The organism is Rhodoferax sp. P1_F3, from assembly GCF_056405715.1.
In genome coordinates this window covers 68,415-84,829 of record NZ_JBFUBO010000012.1, presented here as the reverse complement: position 1 = coordinate 84,829, position 16,415 = coordinate 68,415, and the positions used below count along the sequence as shown (strand labels likewise).

The following is a 16,415-nucleotide window of genomic DNA, read 5'->3' as shown; positions in this document are numbered from 1 at the left end:
GACGAAAGTTGCCAGCATTGATCGTTGCGATAGAGGGTCTAGCCTTGTCGACGGGCAAATACTGGATCGGCTGCCGTATACGAGTAACTCGCCTATGACTTCATCTGGCCCCGAGCTGAAGCAAATACGACCGATCAACACCTGCTCGCAGCCTAAGTGCGTGACAGCCTTCGGTGTCAACAACCGCCGCACTGAATTGCTTGCGAGATGGCGCATCCAAGATCAATTCGAAAAGAGTATGGGGCGCAATAGTCGTGAGAGCGTAACCCCAAGCAGCGCGGCAACTCATCGTCAGGTATTAAGGCTGGAGACTTGCGATCAAGTAGCGCAGTACCAGTCCCGCTGCGTGGCTACCGCCGCCAATTTCCAGAAGGTTGCCTTCCTTATCGCGCTCTTCCATCTCGCCATCGGCATTGAAAGAAAACGTCCCCAGATGTTTGATGGGGTCCACTGAAAATTCGTTCCTCACATAGGCGTTGACATAGCCCCTGGTCGCTCCTTGCGCATCGATACCAACCGTCAGCACAAATTGAACGACAGGACCATGGCGAAGTCGTGCGCTGAATCGGCCTGGCTCCAAATCCAGCTTGACTTCAATGTCGCGAATCTGAAAGGCTTTGCCTGTCAACACCTCGTGCGCGCGCACCGCAAATTCTTCGAACTCTCGTGACAGCTTGTTCATCTTTTCACTGGCGCTGACTCCCGTGTTGATGAGTGCATCAAGATCTAGCATGGCGGCTCCTTGTGACGTTGCGGACCGATCTCACGGTACCACATGGGCCTGCCTACTCTCAAGCCCGATGTGCAACACCGACGCCTCAAACGCCGCTACATCCATGGGCCGCCCAAACAGATATCCCTGATAAGCAAAGCAGCCTTGGGCTGCCAAAAACTCACGCTGGGCTGCGGTTTCCACGCCTTCGGCGATCACATTCAGGTTCAGGCTGTCAGCCAGTGCGATGACCATCTTGGCGATGGCGGCGTCGTTGTTGTCCACCAATATGTCGCGCACAAAGCCCTGGTCGATCTTGAGTTGGTCCAGCGGCAGCAGCTTCAGGAACGAAAGCGACGAATAGCCGGTGCCAAAGTCGTCCATCGAGAAGCCGATGCCGCGTGCGCGCAGCGCGTGCATCTTGGCAATGGTGTTGTCCACGTCAGACACCAGCACGCTCTCGGTCAGCTCCAGCTTCAGCCGCTTGGGGTTGGCGCCGGTCGATGCCAGGATCACCTGCACCATGTCAACAAAGTCGGCCCGCATGAGCTGGCGGGCACTCACGTTGACCGACACCGTGAGCTGCTGCAAGCGGGGGTCGTTGGCCCAGGCCGCAATTTGCAGGCACGCGGTCGCCAGAACCCACCGCCCCAGCGGCACGATGAGGCCGGTGTCCTCCGCCAATGCAATGAACTCGGCTGGCGACACCATGCCGCGCTGCGGATGGCACCACCGCACCAGTGCCTCCGCGCCCGTGACGTGGGCCTGGGCATTCACCTGCACCTGGTAGTGCAGCACAAACTGCCCTTGCACCACGGCCTCGCGCAGGGCGGCCTCCAGGTTGGCTCGGTGCGACACCGCAGCTTGCATGTGGGCATCAAAAAATCGCAGTGTGTTGCGCCCGGCAGCCTTGGCCTGGTACATGGCCAGGTCCGCACGTTTGAGCAGTTCGTCCAGTGGCTCCTGCTTATCACCAAACAGGGTGATGCCGATGCTGGGTGTGCTGCGGTAGCCAGCCTCGGTCAGCATGTAGGGCTGGTTCAGCACCTCCAACACCTTTTCGGCCACCTGCTCGGCCTGGGTGACGGCGACATAGTCGTCCTCACTCAACTCCTCCAGCATGACCACAAACTCATCGCCCCCCAGCCGGGCCACGGTGTCGCCCTCACGCACACACGTCAGCAGGCGCTGCGCCACCTGTTTGAGCAGCTCGTCGCCCTTGTCGTGGCCCAGCGTGTCGTTCAGGTCCTTGAAGTTGTCCAGGTCCAGAAACAGTAGCCCGCCCTTGCGCTTGTGGCGCGTGCTGTGCGTCAGCGCGCGACCCAGGCGGTCCATCAGCAGGCGCCGGTTGGGCAGGCCGGTCAGCGGGTCGTAAAACGCCAGGTTGCGGATCTCGTCCTCGGCGGCCTTGCGTTCGGTGATGTCCGTCATGGTCACCACGTAATGGGTGACCGCGCCCTGGTCATCGTGCAGCGCCGTGAGGATGAGCCAGATGGGAAAAACCACGCCGTCCTTGCGGCGGTCCCACACCTCGCCCTGCCAACTGCCATCGCGCTCCAGGCTGGTGGTCATGGCGGCGTAAAAAGCATCGTCCTGCCGGTTCGAGCCCAGCAGCGTCTGCGGGAGCTGGCCCAGCGCTTCGGCGGGGCTGTAGCCGGTCATTTGGGTGAAGGCGCGGTTGACCTTGAGGATGGCCCAGCGGGCATCGGTCACAAAAATGCCCTCTTGCGACTCGAAGGCCGCTGCGGCTATGCGCAGCTCGGTTTCGCGCTCCTTGAGGGTGGCCAGCAAGGCGTTGAAACCCTGGATCAGGTCACCGATTTCATCGTCTGACTCCACAGGCAAAGGGCGTGTGGGCCCAGCCGCATGCCGCTGCTGGGCCAGGCTGCTGGAGGCCATCAGCAGAGGCGCCAGTTGGCGGCGCAACAGGTGCCAGGTCAGCAGCCCCGCCACAGCGGACAGCAGCAGCGTGGCCAGCCCCATGCGCCACCGCACCGCATTCACCAAGGCAAAGGCCTCCTGCGCAGGCATGCTCACTATCACGTACCAGTCCACGGCGCTCAAGCCCTTGGCCGACACCAGCACCTCCTGGCCCAGTGCGTTCACCGTCAGCCCCGCGCCCTCGCCACCGGCGATGAAGTGGTCTATCAAGGGGCTCACACCCGGCATGGCCGCAGGCGTCATGACGCGTGCTCTGTCGGTGGCCGTCACCACCATGCGGCTCTGCCGCGAGACCAGCAGGTAGCCGCCCGTCTCGCCGTAGTGGTTCTTCATGATCTGGTCCAGAAAGCCGGACTCTCCCAGATTGACCACACCCACCAGCACACCCAGCGCCACCCCCTTGGGGTTGCGAATAGCCACGGCCACGGCAGTCACCGGTGTGTTCAGCCGTCGGCCAATGATGGGCTCCGCTACCACGGGCTGGCTAGACCGCAAGGCGTGCTGAAAATATTCGCGGTCCTGGTACGACACCCCGACGCGCTGCGCCGATTCGGGCAGAGAGGCCAACGTCATGCCCCGCGCATCGGTGATGAAGGTGCCTCCATTGAATTGGCCCTGCAATATCGGGTGGTGCTCCAGATAGCGCTGCAGACTTGTGCCGTCCAACGGGGCAGTCTCCAGTTCATTGGCTATCAGCTGCAGCGAGCGCTTGCGTTCTTCGATGTGATCGCTGAGTTCATTGGCCACCAGCCGCGCGATGGACGACTGCTGGTCCATGGCCTGCTTTTGCAGGCTGTCGCGCATCACCTGCGTCACGTAAAAGGACAGCGCCCACAGGCTTGCCAGAAAGCAGGCCAGCATGGACAGGGTGACCCGTGTACGAACCGAGCGCCACAACGGAAGCACAGCTTTCAACCCGGTCATATGTCTCAAATTCCCCGAAATATGCAACCCCGACACCGTAACCGATTTGTAACGGACGGAGACGCAACATCGCTGGAAATTTGTGGCCCAGCCTGCATGACAATGACCCATCCATGAAAACCAAATACTTCGCACAACTGGTTGTGCTCTCGGCCCTATGGGGCGCCTCCTTCCTTTTTATCCGCATCGCCAGCCCCGTGTTTGGCCCCAATGTGCTGGCGCTGCTGCGGGTGAGTCTGGCCACGGCCACACTGGCGGTCCTGATGCGTGCCATGCGCCAGCCCTGGGCCTGGCAGCACTGGCGCACGCTGGCCGTCATCGGTGCGCTGTCGGTGGCAGTGCCATTTTTGCTCTTTGCCTGGGCCGGGCTGCAGTTGCCCGCGGGCTATAGCGCGCTGCTGAATTCCACCGCGGTGATCTTTGGCATGTTTGCCTCCGCCCGCATGGGCGAGGACACCATCACCACGCGCAAGGTGCTGGGCTGCGTGTGCGGTTTTGCGGGGGTGGCTTTCATCGTCAGCCTGGGGCCGGTGCAGCTTTCCTTGCGGGTGATGCTGGCGGTGCTGGCCTGTGTGCTTGCATCGGCCTGCTACGGTTTTTCCACCCCCATTACCAAGCGGGCCGTGGGCTACATGCAGCCGCTGCAAATTGCGGCTGGCATCCACGTGCTGTCGTTGCTCATGCTGCTGCCCGGTGCGGCCTACAGCTTGCCGCAGGCGCGCTTTACGCCAGCCGCTCTGCTGGCGGCAGCGGTCATGGGCATCGTGACTTCGGGCCTGGCCTACTGGGCGCACCTGCGCATCATGCGCCACGTCACCCCCGTGGCCGCCATGAGCCCGATCTTCATGATTCCGGTGTTTGGTGTGCTGTGGGGCCATCTCTTTCTGGGTGAAGAGCTGGGCAGTGGCCTGCTGATCGGCGGCGCGCTGGTGCTGGTGGCCAGTGCCCTCATCACGGGCTTCAACCCACTGCAGCGCTGGCTGGATTTGGTCGACGCCAAGCCCTGAGTGCGGCCCAGGTGCACTCGTAGAATGGCAGGCCGATGACCCTTGCCTCCCCTCTCACACCCCCCAGCCGCACGACCCGCGCCCGCACTGAACTGCTCGCCCTGTGGCAGCTGGCCTGGCCCATCCTGATCGGGCAGCTGGCCAACGTGGGCATGTCGGTGGTGGACGTGGCCATGGCGGGCCATGCCTCCGCGCACGACCTGGCCGGCATCTCGCTGGGCGTGTCCATCTGGAACATCACCATCATCACCCTCATGGGGCTAATGATGTCGGTCGCGCCCCTGGTGGCCCACCACGTGGGTGCCAAGGAATTTGACAAGGTGCCGCACCTAGTGCGCCAGGGCCTTTGGAAGGCGCTGGGCGTGGGCCTGTGCGCCATGGTGCTGGTGAATGTGGCGGCGCAGGTGTTTGACCACATGGACATCGAGCCCCATGTGCGCGAGGTGGCCAGCGGCTTTGTTTTCATCATCAGCTTTGGCCTGCCAGCCTTCACCTGCTACCGCGTGCTCTACGGCTACAGCGCCAGCCTGAACCAGACCAAACCCATCATGGTCATGTCGCTGGCCGCGCTGGGGCTGAATGTGCTGGTGAACTGGTTGCTGGTGTTCGGCACTGGTCCGTTCCCCCGCCTGGGCGGCCTGGGTTGTGCCTGGGCCACGCTGCTGTGCGTGTGGCTCAACTTTCTGGGCCTGCTGCTGTGGATGCGCTTCGCACCGGCCTACCGCAGCACCTGGCCCTTTGGCCAATGGGAATGGCCGCACCCCGAAAAGCTTAGCGCGCTTTGGAAGCTGGGCTTTCCCATTGGCGTGACCTACTTTGCCGAGACCAGCGCGTTTGGCCTCATCGCCCTGCTGATTGCCGGGTTTGGCAGCCGTGAGGTGGCCTCGCACCAGATCGCGCTGAACTTCACCTCACTCGTGTTCATGGTGCCGCTGAGCCTGGGCATTGCCCTGCTCACGCGCGTGGGCCAGTCGCTGGGCGCGGGCGACCCGGTGGCCGCGCGCTTTCGGGCGTGGGTGGGCGTGAATGCGGGCTTGGGTTTCGGATTAGCGTCAGCCATAGGCATCGCGCTGTTTGCGCACCAGATTGCCGGGGCCTATACCAATGACCCCGCGGTGGCCGCGCTGGCCGCCCACCTGCTGTTCTTTGCTGCGGTGTTCCAGCTGTCCGACTCCGCACAGGTGGTCATCAGCTGCGCCATCCGCGGCTACAAGGTCACACGCGCACCCATGGTCATTCATCTGACTGCCTTCTGGGTGTTCTCGCTGCCGCTGGGTTGTGTGCTGGGCCTGGCCCCGCAGTGGCTGCCCTGGCACCCCGCCCAGGCTATGGGCGCGCAGGGCTTCTGGATCGCGCTGGTGGTGGGCCTGACGGTGGCCGCCGTGGGCCTGGTGTTGCTGCTGCGCAAGGTGGCGCTGGACCACCTTCCCCGGCAGGCCCGCAGCGCATGAGCACGCCCCTGCCCTTTCACATTTGCCTGGCCGGCCCCACCGCCAGCGGCAAGACAGCCGCCGCGCTGGCGATTGCCAAGCGGCACCCCTGCGAGATCATCAGCGTGGACTCGGCGCTGGTATTCCGCGGCATGGACATTGGCACGGCCAAGCCCAGCGCGACCGAACTGGCCGCTGTGCCGCACCACCTGATCGACATTCGCGATCCGCTGAACGCCTACAGCGCCGCGGAGTTTGTGCGCGATGCGCAGGCGCTCATCACCGATATTGCCGCACGCGGCAAGCTGCCACTGCTGGTGGGCGGCACCATGCTGTACTTCAAGGCCCTGTTCGACGGGATAGATGACATGCCCGCCGCCAACCCCGAGGTACGTGCCGCGCTGGACGCCGAGGCCACGGCCAAAGGCTGGCCCGCCATGCATGCGGAGCTGGCCTTGGTCGATCCCATCACTGCAGCCCGCCTGGCCCCGGCCGACAGCCAGCGCATCCAGCGCGCGCTGGAGGTGTACCGCATCTCAGGCCTGCCGCTGTCGCACTTTCATGCGGCCACATCTGCTATCAAAACAGAAGCTGCTCGCGCAGATTCCACGCGGGCTAGAGCCCTAATTTCCTTGGAGCCGGCAGACCGCGCCTGGTTGCACGGCCGCATTGCCCAGCGCTTTGACGCCATGCTGGCCCAAGGTTTTATGGACGAGGTGCAAGCCCTGCGCGCGCGTGGTGATTTGCATCTGGACCTGCCCAGCGTGCGCTGCGTGGGCTACCGCCAGGCCTGGGAGGCACTGGACGGCCTGTGGCCCCTGGCCGAGCTGCGCGACAAAGGCATCTTCGCCACCCGCCAGCTGGCCAAGCGGCAAATCACCTGGCTGCGCTCCATGCCGCAGCGGCAAGTGGTGGCTGCGGATGCACCCGATGCGCTGGCGCAAGTGCTGGCGTTGGTGGACGCCACGTTGGCAAAGCAAGCCGTCCCATGACCCTGCGCGTCCAGAACCTAAGCAAGCACTACGGCAGCACGCCCGTGTTTGCCAATGTCTCGCTGGATGTGGCACCCGGCGAGTTTGTCGCCATCGTGGGCGAATCAGGCGTGGGCAAGTCCACGCTGCTGAACTGCATGGCCGGACTGGACCACTGGGACAGCGGCAGCGTGCAGCTGGCCGGGCAGGACCTTGCTGCATTGAACGACGACGCACGCGCCCTGCTGCGTCGTGAGGCCGTGGGCTTTGTGTTCCAGGCCTTCCACGTGCTTCCGCATCTGGACGTGGCGCAAAACGTGGCGCTGCCCTTGCTGTTGCTGAACCGGCCCGACCCGGCGCGGGTCGAGGCGCTGCTAGAAGCCGTGGGCCTGGGCGGCTTGGGCGCACGCCTGCCGCAGCAGCTCAGCGGCGGGCAGTTGCAGCGTGTGGCCATTGCGCGTGCGCTGGTACACCAGCCCGCCCTGCTGCTGGCGGATGAACCCACCGGCAACCTGGACCCGACCACAGCCGCCAAGGTGATGGACGCGCTGGTGGCGCAAACGCGCCAGCATGGCACGGCGCTGGTGCTGGTCACCCATTCGCTGGCCGCCACGGCCCAGGCCGACCGCGTGCTGCACCTGCGCGCTGACGGCATAGCGCCACAAACAGCCACCACTACGCCCCGCCACTGAGCAGTTGGCAACACAGACCGCGACGCTTACGCTAGACTGGTTTGCATGGTGAAACACCGCCTTGTAAACACACCGTTCCGCGCCCTGCTGATACCAGCCCTCTGCGCGCTGGCCACTGCTGCTGCACAGGCAGGTTGCAGCCGCCCGATGAACGTACCCATGTCGGCCACGGGGCAAAGCGTGATGATTGCCGACAACGAGATCACCGGCATTTACCCAGAGCTTCTGCAGTCCCTGACCAAAGAGGGCTGCGAATTCGTCCTCACCGCCGTGCCTCGCGCCCGCCAGGAACTCATGTTTGAAACTGGCAAGGCCGACCTGCTCATTCCGGCCAGTAAAACGCCACGGCGCGATGAGCTCGGCATCTTTGTGCCACTGATCCGCAGCCGGGCCACCGTCATCTCGATTGACAGCAAGCGCCCCCCGCTCAAAACCGCCTACGAACTGCTGGAACGCAAGGACACCCGCGTGGTACTGGTGCGCGGCTTTGACTACGGCGTGCCCTACCAAGAACTGATGGAGGCGCTGGCCAGGCAAAACCGCCTACTGCTGGAGTCCGATCCGATTGCGGTGGCCCGCGTGCTCAAGGCCAACCCTGGCGACGTGACCATCATGGCGCCGAACATCTTTACCGGCGCCATCCAGGACGACCCGCGCGTGAGCGACTTGGCCGACAAGCTGCGGCTGGAGCCCATCAACGAACTGCCCTGGGGCGAGAGCGGTGTCTACCTGTCTAGGGCCGCGCTCAGCAAAGAAGATATGGCCACGCTGCTGACCATCCTGAACCGCGCATCACAGTCGGGCGCCGTGTGGAAGAGCTTTCAAACCTACTACCCGGCCAACGTGCTCAAAGAGAGCATCAAGCCGCGCGACGCCAAATAAAAACGGCCCTTGCAAGGGCCGTTTTCTTATCTGTGCCAGAAGAACTGGCCCAAGCGTATCAAGCCCGTTTTTTGCGGCGTGCCACCACACCGATAGCGGCCAGACCGGCGAGCATCAAGGCGTAGGTCTCGGGTTCTGGCACCGCGCTCACGCTGATCAGCGTGTAGTCAGACTGGTTGGTGCCTGCACCGCCGGCAGTGCCTTTGACACCGGCCACGGCTCCAAACGCAATCGATTTGACCAGCGCATTGCCGAAGGGGTTGCTCACCTTCCAGGCGCCACCTTGGCCGTCAGACGCAGCGCTGAGGTTGAGTACCGAGCCATTGCTGCCCGACCAGATGGCGGTGTTGATGCCGGTGGCCTTCAGGGTGAACGACGCCACGGAATTGTTGGCAAAGGTCACACTGATCTTGGCCACTTCGTTCACGTCGCTGTACTCGGGGCCGTCAAACAACAGGCCCAGCGTGAAGCTGGTGACCTTGATGCCGCTGGAAAAGCTGCCCACGATGGACTCGCCGATGTCAATCTCGCCCGAGGTGCGTTCGCTGCCTGTGAAAGGCGAAACGCCCATGCCCTGGTAGCCACCCTGGCCGGCCTTGGTGGTGAACTTGGCGGCCGAGGTACCCACCAACGCGTTGAAATTGGCCGTCACACCGCCCAGAAAAGTGGTGCTGTAGCTGCTGCCCGCACCGAAGTTCACACCGTACAGCGTGTTGTTGGTGTTGGTGGGGTTGGACGCCGCAGCGCCAAAGCTCAAGCCGGCAGCCAACAGGGCCACGGCGGTGGTTTTGAGAAAAGAGGTGTTCATGGTCCCTGCGATCAAGTGGTTTTATATGTAACTGTACGTTACACATATTTACAGGTTCTGGCGATAGGCCAATCGGACTAGGCCGCCACATTCTCTGTCACCACTGCGGTGCCAGCGCCCCGTCCACCAGCCGGTAGCCGCGTGTGCCCATGGCGCGCGCTTCAGTTTCGTCGTGGGTCACCAAAATCGTTGCCATCTGGAACTCGGCAATGCGCTGCACAAACTCCTGGCGCAGTTGCAGACGCAGCTCGGCGTCCAGCGCCGAGAAAGGTTCGTCCAGCAATAGCACGCGCGGCTGGGTGATCAGCGCACGCGCCAGCGCCACACGCTGCTGCTCACCGCCCGAGAGTTGCCACACCTTCGATTTGGCGTATGCCTGCAGGCCAAAGCGCTCCAGCATGACCACGGCCTGCGCGCGGGCATCCGCCTTGCGCCGGCCCTGCTCCACCAGACCGAAGGCCACGTTGTCTTGCACGTTCAAGTGCGGGAACAGCGCAAAGTCCTGGAACATCAGCGCAAAGCCGCGCCGCTCGGGCGGGGTGTGTGTGATGTCCTGGCCGGCAAATAACACACGCCCGCTTTCGGGCGGCTCCAGCCCGGCCACGATCTTGAGTAGCGTGCTCTTGCCACTGCCAGACGGCCCCAAAAGCGCCGCCGTTTCGCCAGGGCGCACCTGCAGCGCCAGGTCTTGCAGTAGCGGGCGTGGCGCGGCGTGCCGGGGGGCATAGGGCTGCCAGTGTTTGCAGATGGCCTGCAGCTCAAGCATGGTCGCGATCCTCAGAGGGCTTGGTTTCAATCAGCACAAAGGCCAGCAATGCCAGCCCCATGAGCACACAGGCCAGCACCAGCGCGGCGCTGCGGTTGGCCGCACCGGGACGGCCCAGGTGCTGGTAGATCAGGGTGGTGAGTGTGGCCCATTCGGGGCGCGACAAAAACAGCGTGACCGCAAACTCGCCCACCGCCGTAGCCGCAGCAAACGCCATGCCGCGGCGCAGCGCAGGCGCCAGCAGCGGCAGCGTGACGCGCACAAAGGCGCGCCAGGGGCTGGCGCCCAGGCTGCGTGCGGCGTCCAGGTAGTGCTCTGGCAGGCTGTCCAGCGCCGAGGCGATGGACTTGGCGACAAACGGATACGCCAGCAAGGCATAGGCCGCCACCAGCAGGCTGAAGCTGCCGGTCCACGCGGGGTACAGCAGCAGCAAGCCAAACGCCACCATCACCGGCGACACCATAAAGGGCAAGAACACCAGCGCCCGCAGCCACAGCACGCGCCGCGCCGCCAGCGCATGCGCGAGGCCCAGCAACGTGGCCAGCAGCAAAGACAATGCGGTGAAGCGCGCGGTGTTGTACAGCGCAGCCAGCGTGTCGTCTTCCAGCAGTACGGCCCATGCTTCCGCTCCTGAATTCATAGCGCCTTGCACAATGGCGACGAGGGGTAGCGCACAAATCAGCATGTAGACCGCGACCATGGCGAGCACCGCGATCCATTGCACCGCACCCTGAGGCTGCACGCGCGGCACGCGATCGGCGCGGCCGGGCGCAGCCAGGCGGCGTTCGATGGCGGCGTAGGCCAGCGCCACCAGCGCGGTCAGCAGCAGCATCCACACTGCCAGCACACCGGCCTGCTGCAACTGCAGCTCGTGCGCCACCAGGGTGTAAATCTCCACCTCGGCCGTGGCGTAGTCTTGCCCGCCCAGCACCAACGCCAGGCCAAAGCCTGCAAAGCAATAGAGGAACACCAAACACAGCGCCGAGGCCAGCCAAGGCGCAATGGCCGGCCACTCCACGCGCCAGAAAGCGCGCCAGGGCGTAGCGCCCAGCGTGCGCGCCGCGGCCACGCGCGAGGCACTCACCTGCCCCAGCGCGTCCGCGCCCGCACGCACCACCACGCAGAGGTTGAAAAACAAGTTGCCGTAGAGCAGCAGCCAGGGCGTGTCTTGCAAGTCCGGCCCACCGAAACGGACCAGCAGGCCCTGCGGCCCCAGCAGCGCCAACACCCCCATGGCCGCCACCAGCGTGGGCACGACAAAGGGCAGCATGAGCCCGCGCAGGATCAGCGTGCGACCCGGGAAATCAAACCGCGCCAGCACCCAGGCCATGGGCAAGCCGAGGATAAGAGAGGCGATGCAGGTGATGGTGGCCTGCCAGAACGACCAGGCCATGCGCCAGCGCAGGTACGGGTCTAGCCACGGCGCCAGCAAGGTGCCCACACCGGCATCGCCACGCCCACCTTCCACCAGCAGGCGCAGCGCAGGCGCTACCAGCACCACTAGCAAGAACACCAAGGGCAGCACAGGCAGCACCCAAGCCGCCCAGGGCTGCGCCGGGTTGCGGCTTTGCATGATCAAGCCTGCAGACTTGCGTTGCGGGGATTTACTTCAGCACCACCTTGGTCCAGCGCGCCACCCATTCGGCGCCCTTGGCGGCAATGTCGGCATCGCTGGGCGCGTGGAAGGCGGTGGGTTCAGGCGCGAACTTGAAAGCGTCGGACTTGGCCACACCGGCTTCTGTGGGGTACATCCACATCTCGGTTTGCATACCCTGCTGCACCGCGGGCGAACGCAGGAATTCGACGAACTTCTCGGCCGCCGCACGCTCCTTGCCGCCCTTCACCAGCGCCACGCCTTCCACTTGGCGGAACACGGCGCCGGGCAGGCTCAGCGATGCGGTGGGTGGCTCGGCCAACTTGGTCTTGGCGTAGAACACCTCAGCCGCTGGGCTGGCGGAGTAGCTCACCACGATGGGGTGCTTGCCGCCGTTCTGGCTGAACTCGGTGTAGTAGGCCTCGCTCCAGCCCTTGGCCACTTTCAGGCCGTTGGCGCGCAGCTTGGCCCAGAAGTCAAAGGCCTTGTCTTCACCCATGGCGCCTATGGTGGCCAACAGGAACGCATAGCCGGGGCTGCTGGTTGCGGGGTTTTGCACGACAAGCAATTTGGCATATGCGGGCTGGGCCAGGTCTTCCAACGCCTTGGGTATGGCCACGCCGTTCTTGGCAAACCAGGCTTTGTCGTAGTTGAGCGTCACAAAGCCGTAGTCCACGGGCACCAGCGGTGCGGGCAGCTCAGCGGCGGGCTTGCGGCTGGCAGCGGCTCCGGCGTAGCTGTCCAGCACGTCGGCCGCCAGGGCCTTGGGCGCCAGCGCGTTATCGATGCCGTAGACCACATCGGCAATCGGATTGGCCTTGGTGAGGATGAGCTTGTTGAGCATCTCGCCAGCGTCACCAGCCTTGGTGATGCGCAGCTTCACGTCGTTGTCTTTTTCAAACTGCGCCAGCAGGGGCTTGGGCACGGTGAAGGAGCTGTGGGTGAGTACGCGCAGGTCGGCAGCGTGGGCGGCGGTAAGACCCGCAGTCAGCAGGGCTGCGCCCAGCGTGGTCTTCAGAAAGGAAAAAATCCCGTGTTGCATGGTGTGCTCTCTTTCAATGCGCCAGCCTCGGGTCGCATCAAAAACCGGCACCCGCAAAGGGAAACAGGCTTCTCACACTTCCTACGCTGGCATAACCCAGATCAGGTACATGGGGTATTTCTCAGTCCTGGCAGGACACCCCCGGTGGAAGCGTGGATTGTAGGCTTTTGGGTCGTTGAGGCACCTGCGCAGGCCTAAGCCCACAAGGCTGGCTTGGCCACCATGAGATAGAACACTACCAGCATGGCGATGAATGCGGGATAGCCCAGCGCCTCCCAGCGGCGCGCGTACTGCCAGTACATCTCCGGCAAGGGTTCGTTCTTTTCATGCGCGGTCTTCGCCATATCCGCCATGCGCAGTTGCAGTGCCACCACGGGCGTCCAGCAGGCGCCAGTGAACAGATAGAGCGCAACCGTTAGCAGCAGCCACGGTGTGGTCCAGGGGTAGCCAGCCAGGTAGGCCATCCACAGGCCCGTGACCGGTTGGATCACCACGGCGGGCGACGTGAACCACATGTCCGCTCGCACCACCAGGCGCGACACCACGGCCTGCGCAGCCACGACTCCACTGCGGTTGGCAAAAAAGAAGAAAAACGCCGTGCCAAACCCGGTGCCCACCAGCACCACGCTGGACAAGATGTGCACCCACTTCAGAAACAAATACAGACTCACTGCGACCTCCGCATCAACATCCACAACACCACCGCGATAGGCACGTTTTTGGTCAGGGGGCCCAGCGGATGCAGCCACAGTGCAGGCAGCATCACCGTCGCCACCACCGTCATGCCCAGCATCACCAACAAGGCCAGGCCGTAGACACGCCGCACCGGCCACACCAGCAAGAGCAGCCCCAGCAGGGCATCCACTGCGGCCCCCGCCCACACCAGGGCATCAGCCACGCGCAGGTCGCTCACCCCACTGGCCACCAGCAGCGCCCGGCTTTGACCATGCAACTCCTGCACACTGACCAGCGCCGTGGCCAGCCACACAAAAACCAGGCTGTAGCGCAGCCAGCGCGACTCACCGTGCTCCATGGATCAACCCTCTTCCACCACATCCGTCACCATGCCCCACTTGGCGAACTCGGGGGTGAATTCGCTGAGGGCATGCAGGCCCACGCAGGGTCGGGCTCCGGGTGGCATGGCCTCGCCCGCGGCCAGACGTCGGGCCAGCAGGATGGCGGCCATGCAGGGGATTTCGGGGCCGTGGTCGTTGTCGGCGGCGATATGCCAGGCGCGCTTGGTCGGTGCGCCGTCGGTGTTCAAGCCTGCTACGCGCACCACCATACCGCCCAGCGCAGAACCCAGGGGGTCGAACAGCTTGGCACCTGCGTTCAGCAGCCCCGCCAAAGAAGACGGATTCTTCAGCCAGCCGTGTTGACGCAACCAGGCCAAGACCGCAAACGCCCGCTGGGACAAGCCCACCTCCAACGCCGCGCGAAACACTGTGCGGCCCTGCACTTGGTAGTGCGCGGGAAACAGCTCCAGATCCGGGATGTCACACACCGCGCCCAGCCGGGCCTTCAGGCGCTGAAACTCCACCCGCTGCGGATGGGCCCAACCGATCTCTGACTGCCACTGCCCTTTGCGCCAAACCTGCACCGGCACCCCGCAATAGCTCAGCACGGCCTCCAGCGTGGCCACACCACGCGGCGCTGTCTGGGCGGGCGCAATGCAGATGTCGATGCTGTCAACACGTTGCCACCTATGGCACAAAAAATCCACCACGGCAGAGGACAGCGCGGGCACGGTACTGGCGCCACTGATGGCCACGCGGTCGGCCGCAGCGAATGGCGCTTGCATGGCCTGTGCAAAGTCGCACACAAAGCGCCGACCATCGGCCAGGTCGATGTAGTGCGCACCAGCCTGCGCGCACGCCTGCGCCACCGCATAGTTTTGCCCCTGAAATGGGCCCGCCGTGTGAATCAGTAGTTCCACCCCATGCCCGCGCAAGGCTTGCGAAAAATGCGAGCTCTGCCAGTCCACGGCCACACCGCTGGCCTGGCCACCATGGGACCGGTTCAACTCCGCGGCAAAGGCGGACGCCCGCGTTGCGTCCCGCCCACCCACCAGCAGATCGATAGACGCATCTGCCACCAGCGCCCGGCAGATGCGCGCACCAAAGTTCCCGTAGCCGCCCAGCACCAGCACGCGCATACGGTCAGCCCAGAAAACCGAGGTTCACCGGATAGTCCGGCCGCTTGGCTATGTCGCCAAAATGGCGCAGGTTAGGCAGGATGGTGAGCATCTCTTTGGGCCCCACGCCAAACCAGCGCGCCAGTGTGGCGGCGTACTGGTCGACCGAGGTACTGGGTAGCAGGCGGCCCTGGCCTACGTGCCACTGGTCTTGCGGGGCTGCCGTGTTGCCCACGCTGACGGGGGGCGGTGCGCCGTAAAAGGCCTGCCCTTTGACCGCGCCGCCGACCACGATGTGGTGACCGCCCCAGCCGTGGTCAGAGCCGTCACCATTGGAGGTGAGCGTGCGGCCAAAGTCGGACGCAGTAAACGTGGTCACGCTGTCGCTCAGGCCCAGCTCTTCGGTAGCCTTGTAGAACGCGGTCATGGCATCGCTCACCCGGCCCAGCAACACGGGCTGCTGGGCGATGAGGTTGTCATGCAGGTCGAACCCACCCAGCGACACCAGAAACACCTGGCGCTTACTGCCCAGCACCGATCGGCCCTTGATCAAACGGGCCACCATCTTGAGCTGATCAGCCAACGGATTCTGGGTGGGGAACTCGGTGGCCAGCGGGCTACCCGTGGCGCCTGCCTGGCTTTCTGCCAAGGCAGATGAAATGTGCACCTCAGCCTCACGCGCACGCTGGGTAATGCGCACGTATTCGTTTTCCAGCATGTGGCCGCTGGGCTGAGAGATCATGCTGGAGAGCAAATTCTTCACTGCGGACGATCCGTACACCGCGCCATCGGTGGCACCGCGCACGCGCACCGCACCACCGGTGCTGACCTGGTACTGCAGGGCTGCGTCGCCCGACAAGAACACGGCGTTGCCGGTGACCGACACGCAGGTGAACAGCGACTTCTCGTTGCTCGCCATGGCCATGTCGCCCAGGTGGCCGCCCCAGCCCACGGTGGAGCCCTCAGGCGAAGACGACTGCCAGATGGACTGCTGGTCGTTGTGCGAGAACAGCTTGGGGGGCAGCGGGTAGGTCTTGCGGTCCGGGCTGTTGTACTGCTCGCGTGTGAGCGGCACCACCAGCGGGCCCACGTTGAACTGCACCGCCGCCTTGCCCGCGTTGAACAGGTCGGCCAGCCCGGTCATAGACGGATGCAACGCGTACTGCCGGCCACCGGCCAACGGCGTGCTCGGCTTGAGCAGTGTGCGCTCCAGGTCTGCCCGCGCCAGCGCAATGCCGCCACCGGCCTCACCTGCGCCGCCGCGCACCGTGGCGTACTGCGCATAGCTGGGCTCGTCATAGGTGACCACGGTGTTGGCGTAGTCGTTGCCCCCGTAGAGGAACACGCACACCAAGGCCTTGTAGTCGTTGGCACCGGCCGCGGCGGCTTCGCCCAGGGCAGCCAGGTTCATGGCCATGGGCAAGGCGGTGCCCGACAGGGCCAACTGGCCGGCACGCTTGAGGAAGGCGCGGCGGCTGTGGGGAGGAAGTTGCAGGAAGTCCATGGGGGCTC

General features: G+C 64.3%; 15 protein-coding genes and 1 riboswitch. Of the genes, 5 read left to right on the top strand and 10 right to left on the bottom strand.

Features of this window, described 5'->3' with window-relative positions; translation table 11 throughout:
• Positions 1–298 precede the first annotated feature (298 nt).
• Both AC1DZ5_RS18075 and AC1DZ5_RS18070 read right to left on the bottom strand, forming a co-directional pair.
• Positions 299–733 carry a hypothetical protein gene (locus AC1DZ5_RS18075; protein ID WP_477891573.1) on the bottom strand — a complete coding sequence of 145 codons (435 nt, stop codon included), beginning with the start codon at positions 731–733 and terminating at the stop codon, positions 299–301.
• A 30-nt stretch (positions 734–763) separates the two neighbouring features.
• On the bottom strand, positions 764–3,577 hold the full coding sequence (locus tag AC1DZ5_RS18070; RefSeq protein WP_477891571.1) for a bifunctional diguanylate cyclase/phosphodiesterase: 2,814 nt from the start codon (positions 3,575–3,577) through the stop codon (positions 764–766).
• 113 nt (positions 3,578–3,690) lie between these two features.
• Here AC1DZ5_RS18070 and AC1DZ5_RS18065 point away from each other — a divergent pair, with 113 nt between their 5' ends.
• The 5 genes from AC1DZ5_RS18065 to AC1DZ5_RS18045 are packed head-to-tail and all read left to right on the top strand — an operon-like array spanning position 3,691 to position 8,559.
• Positions 3,691–4,584: a DMT family transporter gene (locus AC1DZ5_RS18065; RefSeq protein ID WP_477891569.1), complete on the top strand. Its 894-nt coding sequence runs from the start codon at positions 3,691–3,693 to the stop codon at positions 4,582–4,584.
• A gap of 35 nt (positions 4,585–4,619) precedes the next feature.
• Positions 4,620–6,035, top strand: a complete 1,416-nt coding sequence (locus AC1DZ5_RS18060; protein WP_477891567.1) for an MATE family efflux transporter — start codon at positions 4,620–4,622, stop codon at positions 6,033–6,035.
• On the top strand, positions 6,032–7,006 hold the full coding sequence (miaA, locus tag AC1DZ5_RS18055; protein WP_477891565.1) for a tRNA (adenosine(37)-N6)-dimethylallyltransferase MiaA: 975 nt from the start codon (positions 6,032–6,034) through the stop codon (positions 7,004–7,006). Before AC1DZ5_RS18060 ends, miaA begins: the two co-directional genes overlap by 4 nt.
• Positions 7,003–7,677 (top strand): ABC transporter ATP-binding protein, encoded by a 675-nt coding sequence (locus tag AC1DZ5_RS18050; RefSeq protein WP_477891563.1) that lies wholly within the window; start codon positions 7,003–7,005, stop codon positions 7,675–7,677. Before miaA ends, AC1DZ5_RS18050 begins: the two co-directional genes overlap by 4 nt.
• 45 nt (positions 7,678–7,722) lie before the next feature.
• On the top strand, positions 7,723–8,559 hold the full coding sequence (locus AC1DZ5_RS18045; protein ID WP_477891561.1) for a substrate-binding periplasmic protein: 837 nt from the start codon (positions 7,723–7,725) through the stop codon (positions 8,557–8,559).
• Between the two features lie 58 nt (positions 8,560–8,617).
• Here the strand turns inward: AC1DZ5_RS18045 and AC1DZ5_RS18040 are convergent, their stop codons facing one another.
• The 8 genes from AC1DZ5_RS18040 to AC1DZ5_RS18005 all read right to left on the bottom strand — a co-directional run bounded on the left by AC1DZ5_RS18040 (position 8,618) and on the right by AC1DZ5_RS18005 (position 16,407).
• A complete protein-coding gene (locus AC1DZ5_RS18040; RefSeq protein ID WP_477891559.1) occupies positions 8,618–9,367 on the bottom strand; it encodes a PEP-CTERM sorting domain-containing protein in 750 nt (249 codons plus the stop codon).
• Between the two features lie 97 nt (positions 9,368–9,464).
• A complete protein-coding gene (locus AC1DZ5_RS18035; protein WP_477891557.1) occupies positions 9,465–10,133 on the bottom strand; it encodes an ABC transporter ATP-binding protein in 669 nt (222 codons plus the stop codon).
• Positions 10,126–11,706, bottom strand: a complete 1,581-nt coding sequence (locus AC1DZ5_RS18030) for an ABC transporter permease (RefSeq protein WP_477891555.1) — start codon at positions 11,704–11,706, stop codon at positions 10,126–10,128. The genes AC1DZ5_RS18035 and AC1DZ5_RS18030 overlap by 8 nt, the downstream gene beginning before the upstream one ends.
• Before the next feature lie 31 nt (positions 11,707–11,737).
• The gene (locus AC1DZ5_RS18025) at positions 11,738–12,769 is read right to left on the bottom strand and encodes a thiamine ABC transporter substrate-binding protein (RefSeq protein WP_477891553.1); all 1,032 of its coding nucleotides are present in this window, start codon (positions 12,767–12,769) and stop codon (positions 11,738–11,740) included.
• Between the two features lie 60 nt (positions 12,770–12,829).
• Positions 12,830–12,922, bottom strand: a riboswitch (TPP riboswitch).
• A 41-nt stretch (positions 12,923–12,963) separates the two neighbouring features.
• Positions 12,964–13,440: a DUF2269 family protein gene (locus AC1DZ5_RS18020; RefSeq protein ID WP_477891551.1), complete on the bottom strand. Its 477-nt coding sequence runs from the start codon at positions 13,438–13,440 to the stop codon at positions 12,964–12,966.
• Entirely contained in the window at positions 13,437–13,802 is a 366-nt protein-coding gene (locus AC1DZ5_RS18015; protein WP_477891549.1) for a DoxX-like family protein, read from the bottom strand. The genes AC1DZ5_RS18020 and AC1DZ5_RS18015 overlap by 4 nt, the downstream gene beginning before the upstream one ends.
• A 3-nt stretch (positions 13,803–13,805) precedes the next feature.
• On the bottom strand, positions 13,806–14,924 hold the full coding sequence (locus AC1DZ5_RS18010) for a saccharopine dehydrogenase family protein (protein ID WP_477891547.1): 1,119 nt from the start codon (positions 14,922–14,924) through the stop codon (positions 13,806–13,808).
• 4 nt (positions 14,925–14,928) lie between these two features.
• Positions 14,929–16,407, bottom strand: coding sequence for a DUF1501 domain-containing protein (locus tag AC1DZ5_RS18005; RefSeq protein WP_477891545.1), 1,479 nt, complete (start codon positions 16,405–16,407; stop codon positions 14,929–14,931).
• Positions 16,408–16,415: the final 8 nt, after the last annotated feature.

Excerpts from the sequence above, each read along its gene's own strand:
- AC1DZ5_RS18040 (WP_477891559.1), bottom strand. The coding sequence starts at position 9,367 with ATGAACACCTCTTTTCTCAAAACCACCGCCGTGGCCCTGTTGGCTGCC.
- AC1DZ5_RS18045 (WP_477891561.1), top strand. The coding sequence starts at position 7,723 with ATGGTGAAACACCGCCTTGTAAACACACCGTTCCGCGCCCTGCTGATA.
- AC1DZ5_RS18030 (WP_477891555.1), bottom strand. The coding sequence starts at position 11,706 with ATGCAAAGCCGCAACCCGGCGCAGCCCTGGGCGGCTTGGGTGCTGCCT.
- AC1DZ5_RS18075 (WP_477891573.1), bottom strand. The coding sequence starts at position 733 with ATGCTAGATCTTGATGCACTCATCAACACGGGAGTCAGCGCCAGTGAA.
- AC1DZ5_RS18015 (WP_477891549.1), bottom strand. The coding sequence starts at position 13,802 with ATGGAGCACGGTGAGTCGCGCTGGCTGCGCTACAGCCTGGTTTTTGTG.
- AC1DZ5_RS18035 (WP_477891557.1), bottom strand. The coding sequence starts at position 10,133 with ATGCTTGAGCTGCAGGCCATCTGCAAACACTGGCAGCCCTATGCCCCC.
- AC1DZ5_RS18025 (WP_477891553.1), bottom strand. The coding sequence starts at position 12,769 with ATGCAACACGGGATTTTTTCCTTTCTGAAGACCACGCTGGGCGCAGCC.
- miaA (WP_477891565.1), top strand. The coding sequence starts at position 6,032 with ATGAGCACGCCCCTGCCCTTTCACATTTGCCTGGCCGGCCCCACCGCC.
- AC1DZ5_RS18050 (WP_477891563.1), top strand. The coding sequence starts at position 7,003 with ATGACCCTGCGCGTCCAGAACCTAAGCAAGCACTACGGCAGCACGCCC.
- AC1DZ5_RS18010 (WP_477891547.1), bottom strand. The coding sequence starts at position 14,924 with ATGCGCGTGCTGGTGCTGGGCGGCTACGGGAACTTTGGTGCGCGCATC.
- AC1DZ5_RS18070 (WP_477891571.1), bottom strand. The coding sequence starts at position 3,577 with ATGACCGGGTTGAAAGCTGTGCTTCCGTTGTGGCGCTCGGTTCGTACA.
- AC1DZ5_RS18060 (WP_477891567.1), top strand. The coding sequence starts at position 4,620 with ATGACCCTTGCCTCCCCTCTCACACCCCCCAGCCGCACGACCCGCGCC.
- AC1DZ5_RS18065 (WP_477891569.1), top strand. The coding sequence starts at position 3,691 with ATGAAAACCAAATACTTCGCACAACTGGTTGTGCTCTCGGCCCTATGG.
- AC1DZ5_RS18005 (WP_477891545.1), bottom strand. The coding sequence starts at position 16,407 with ATGGACTTCCTGCAACTTCCTCCCCACAGCCGCCGCGCCTTCCTCAAG.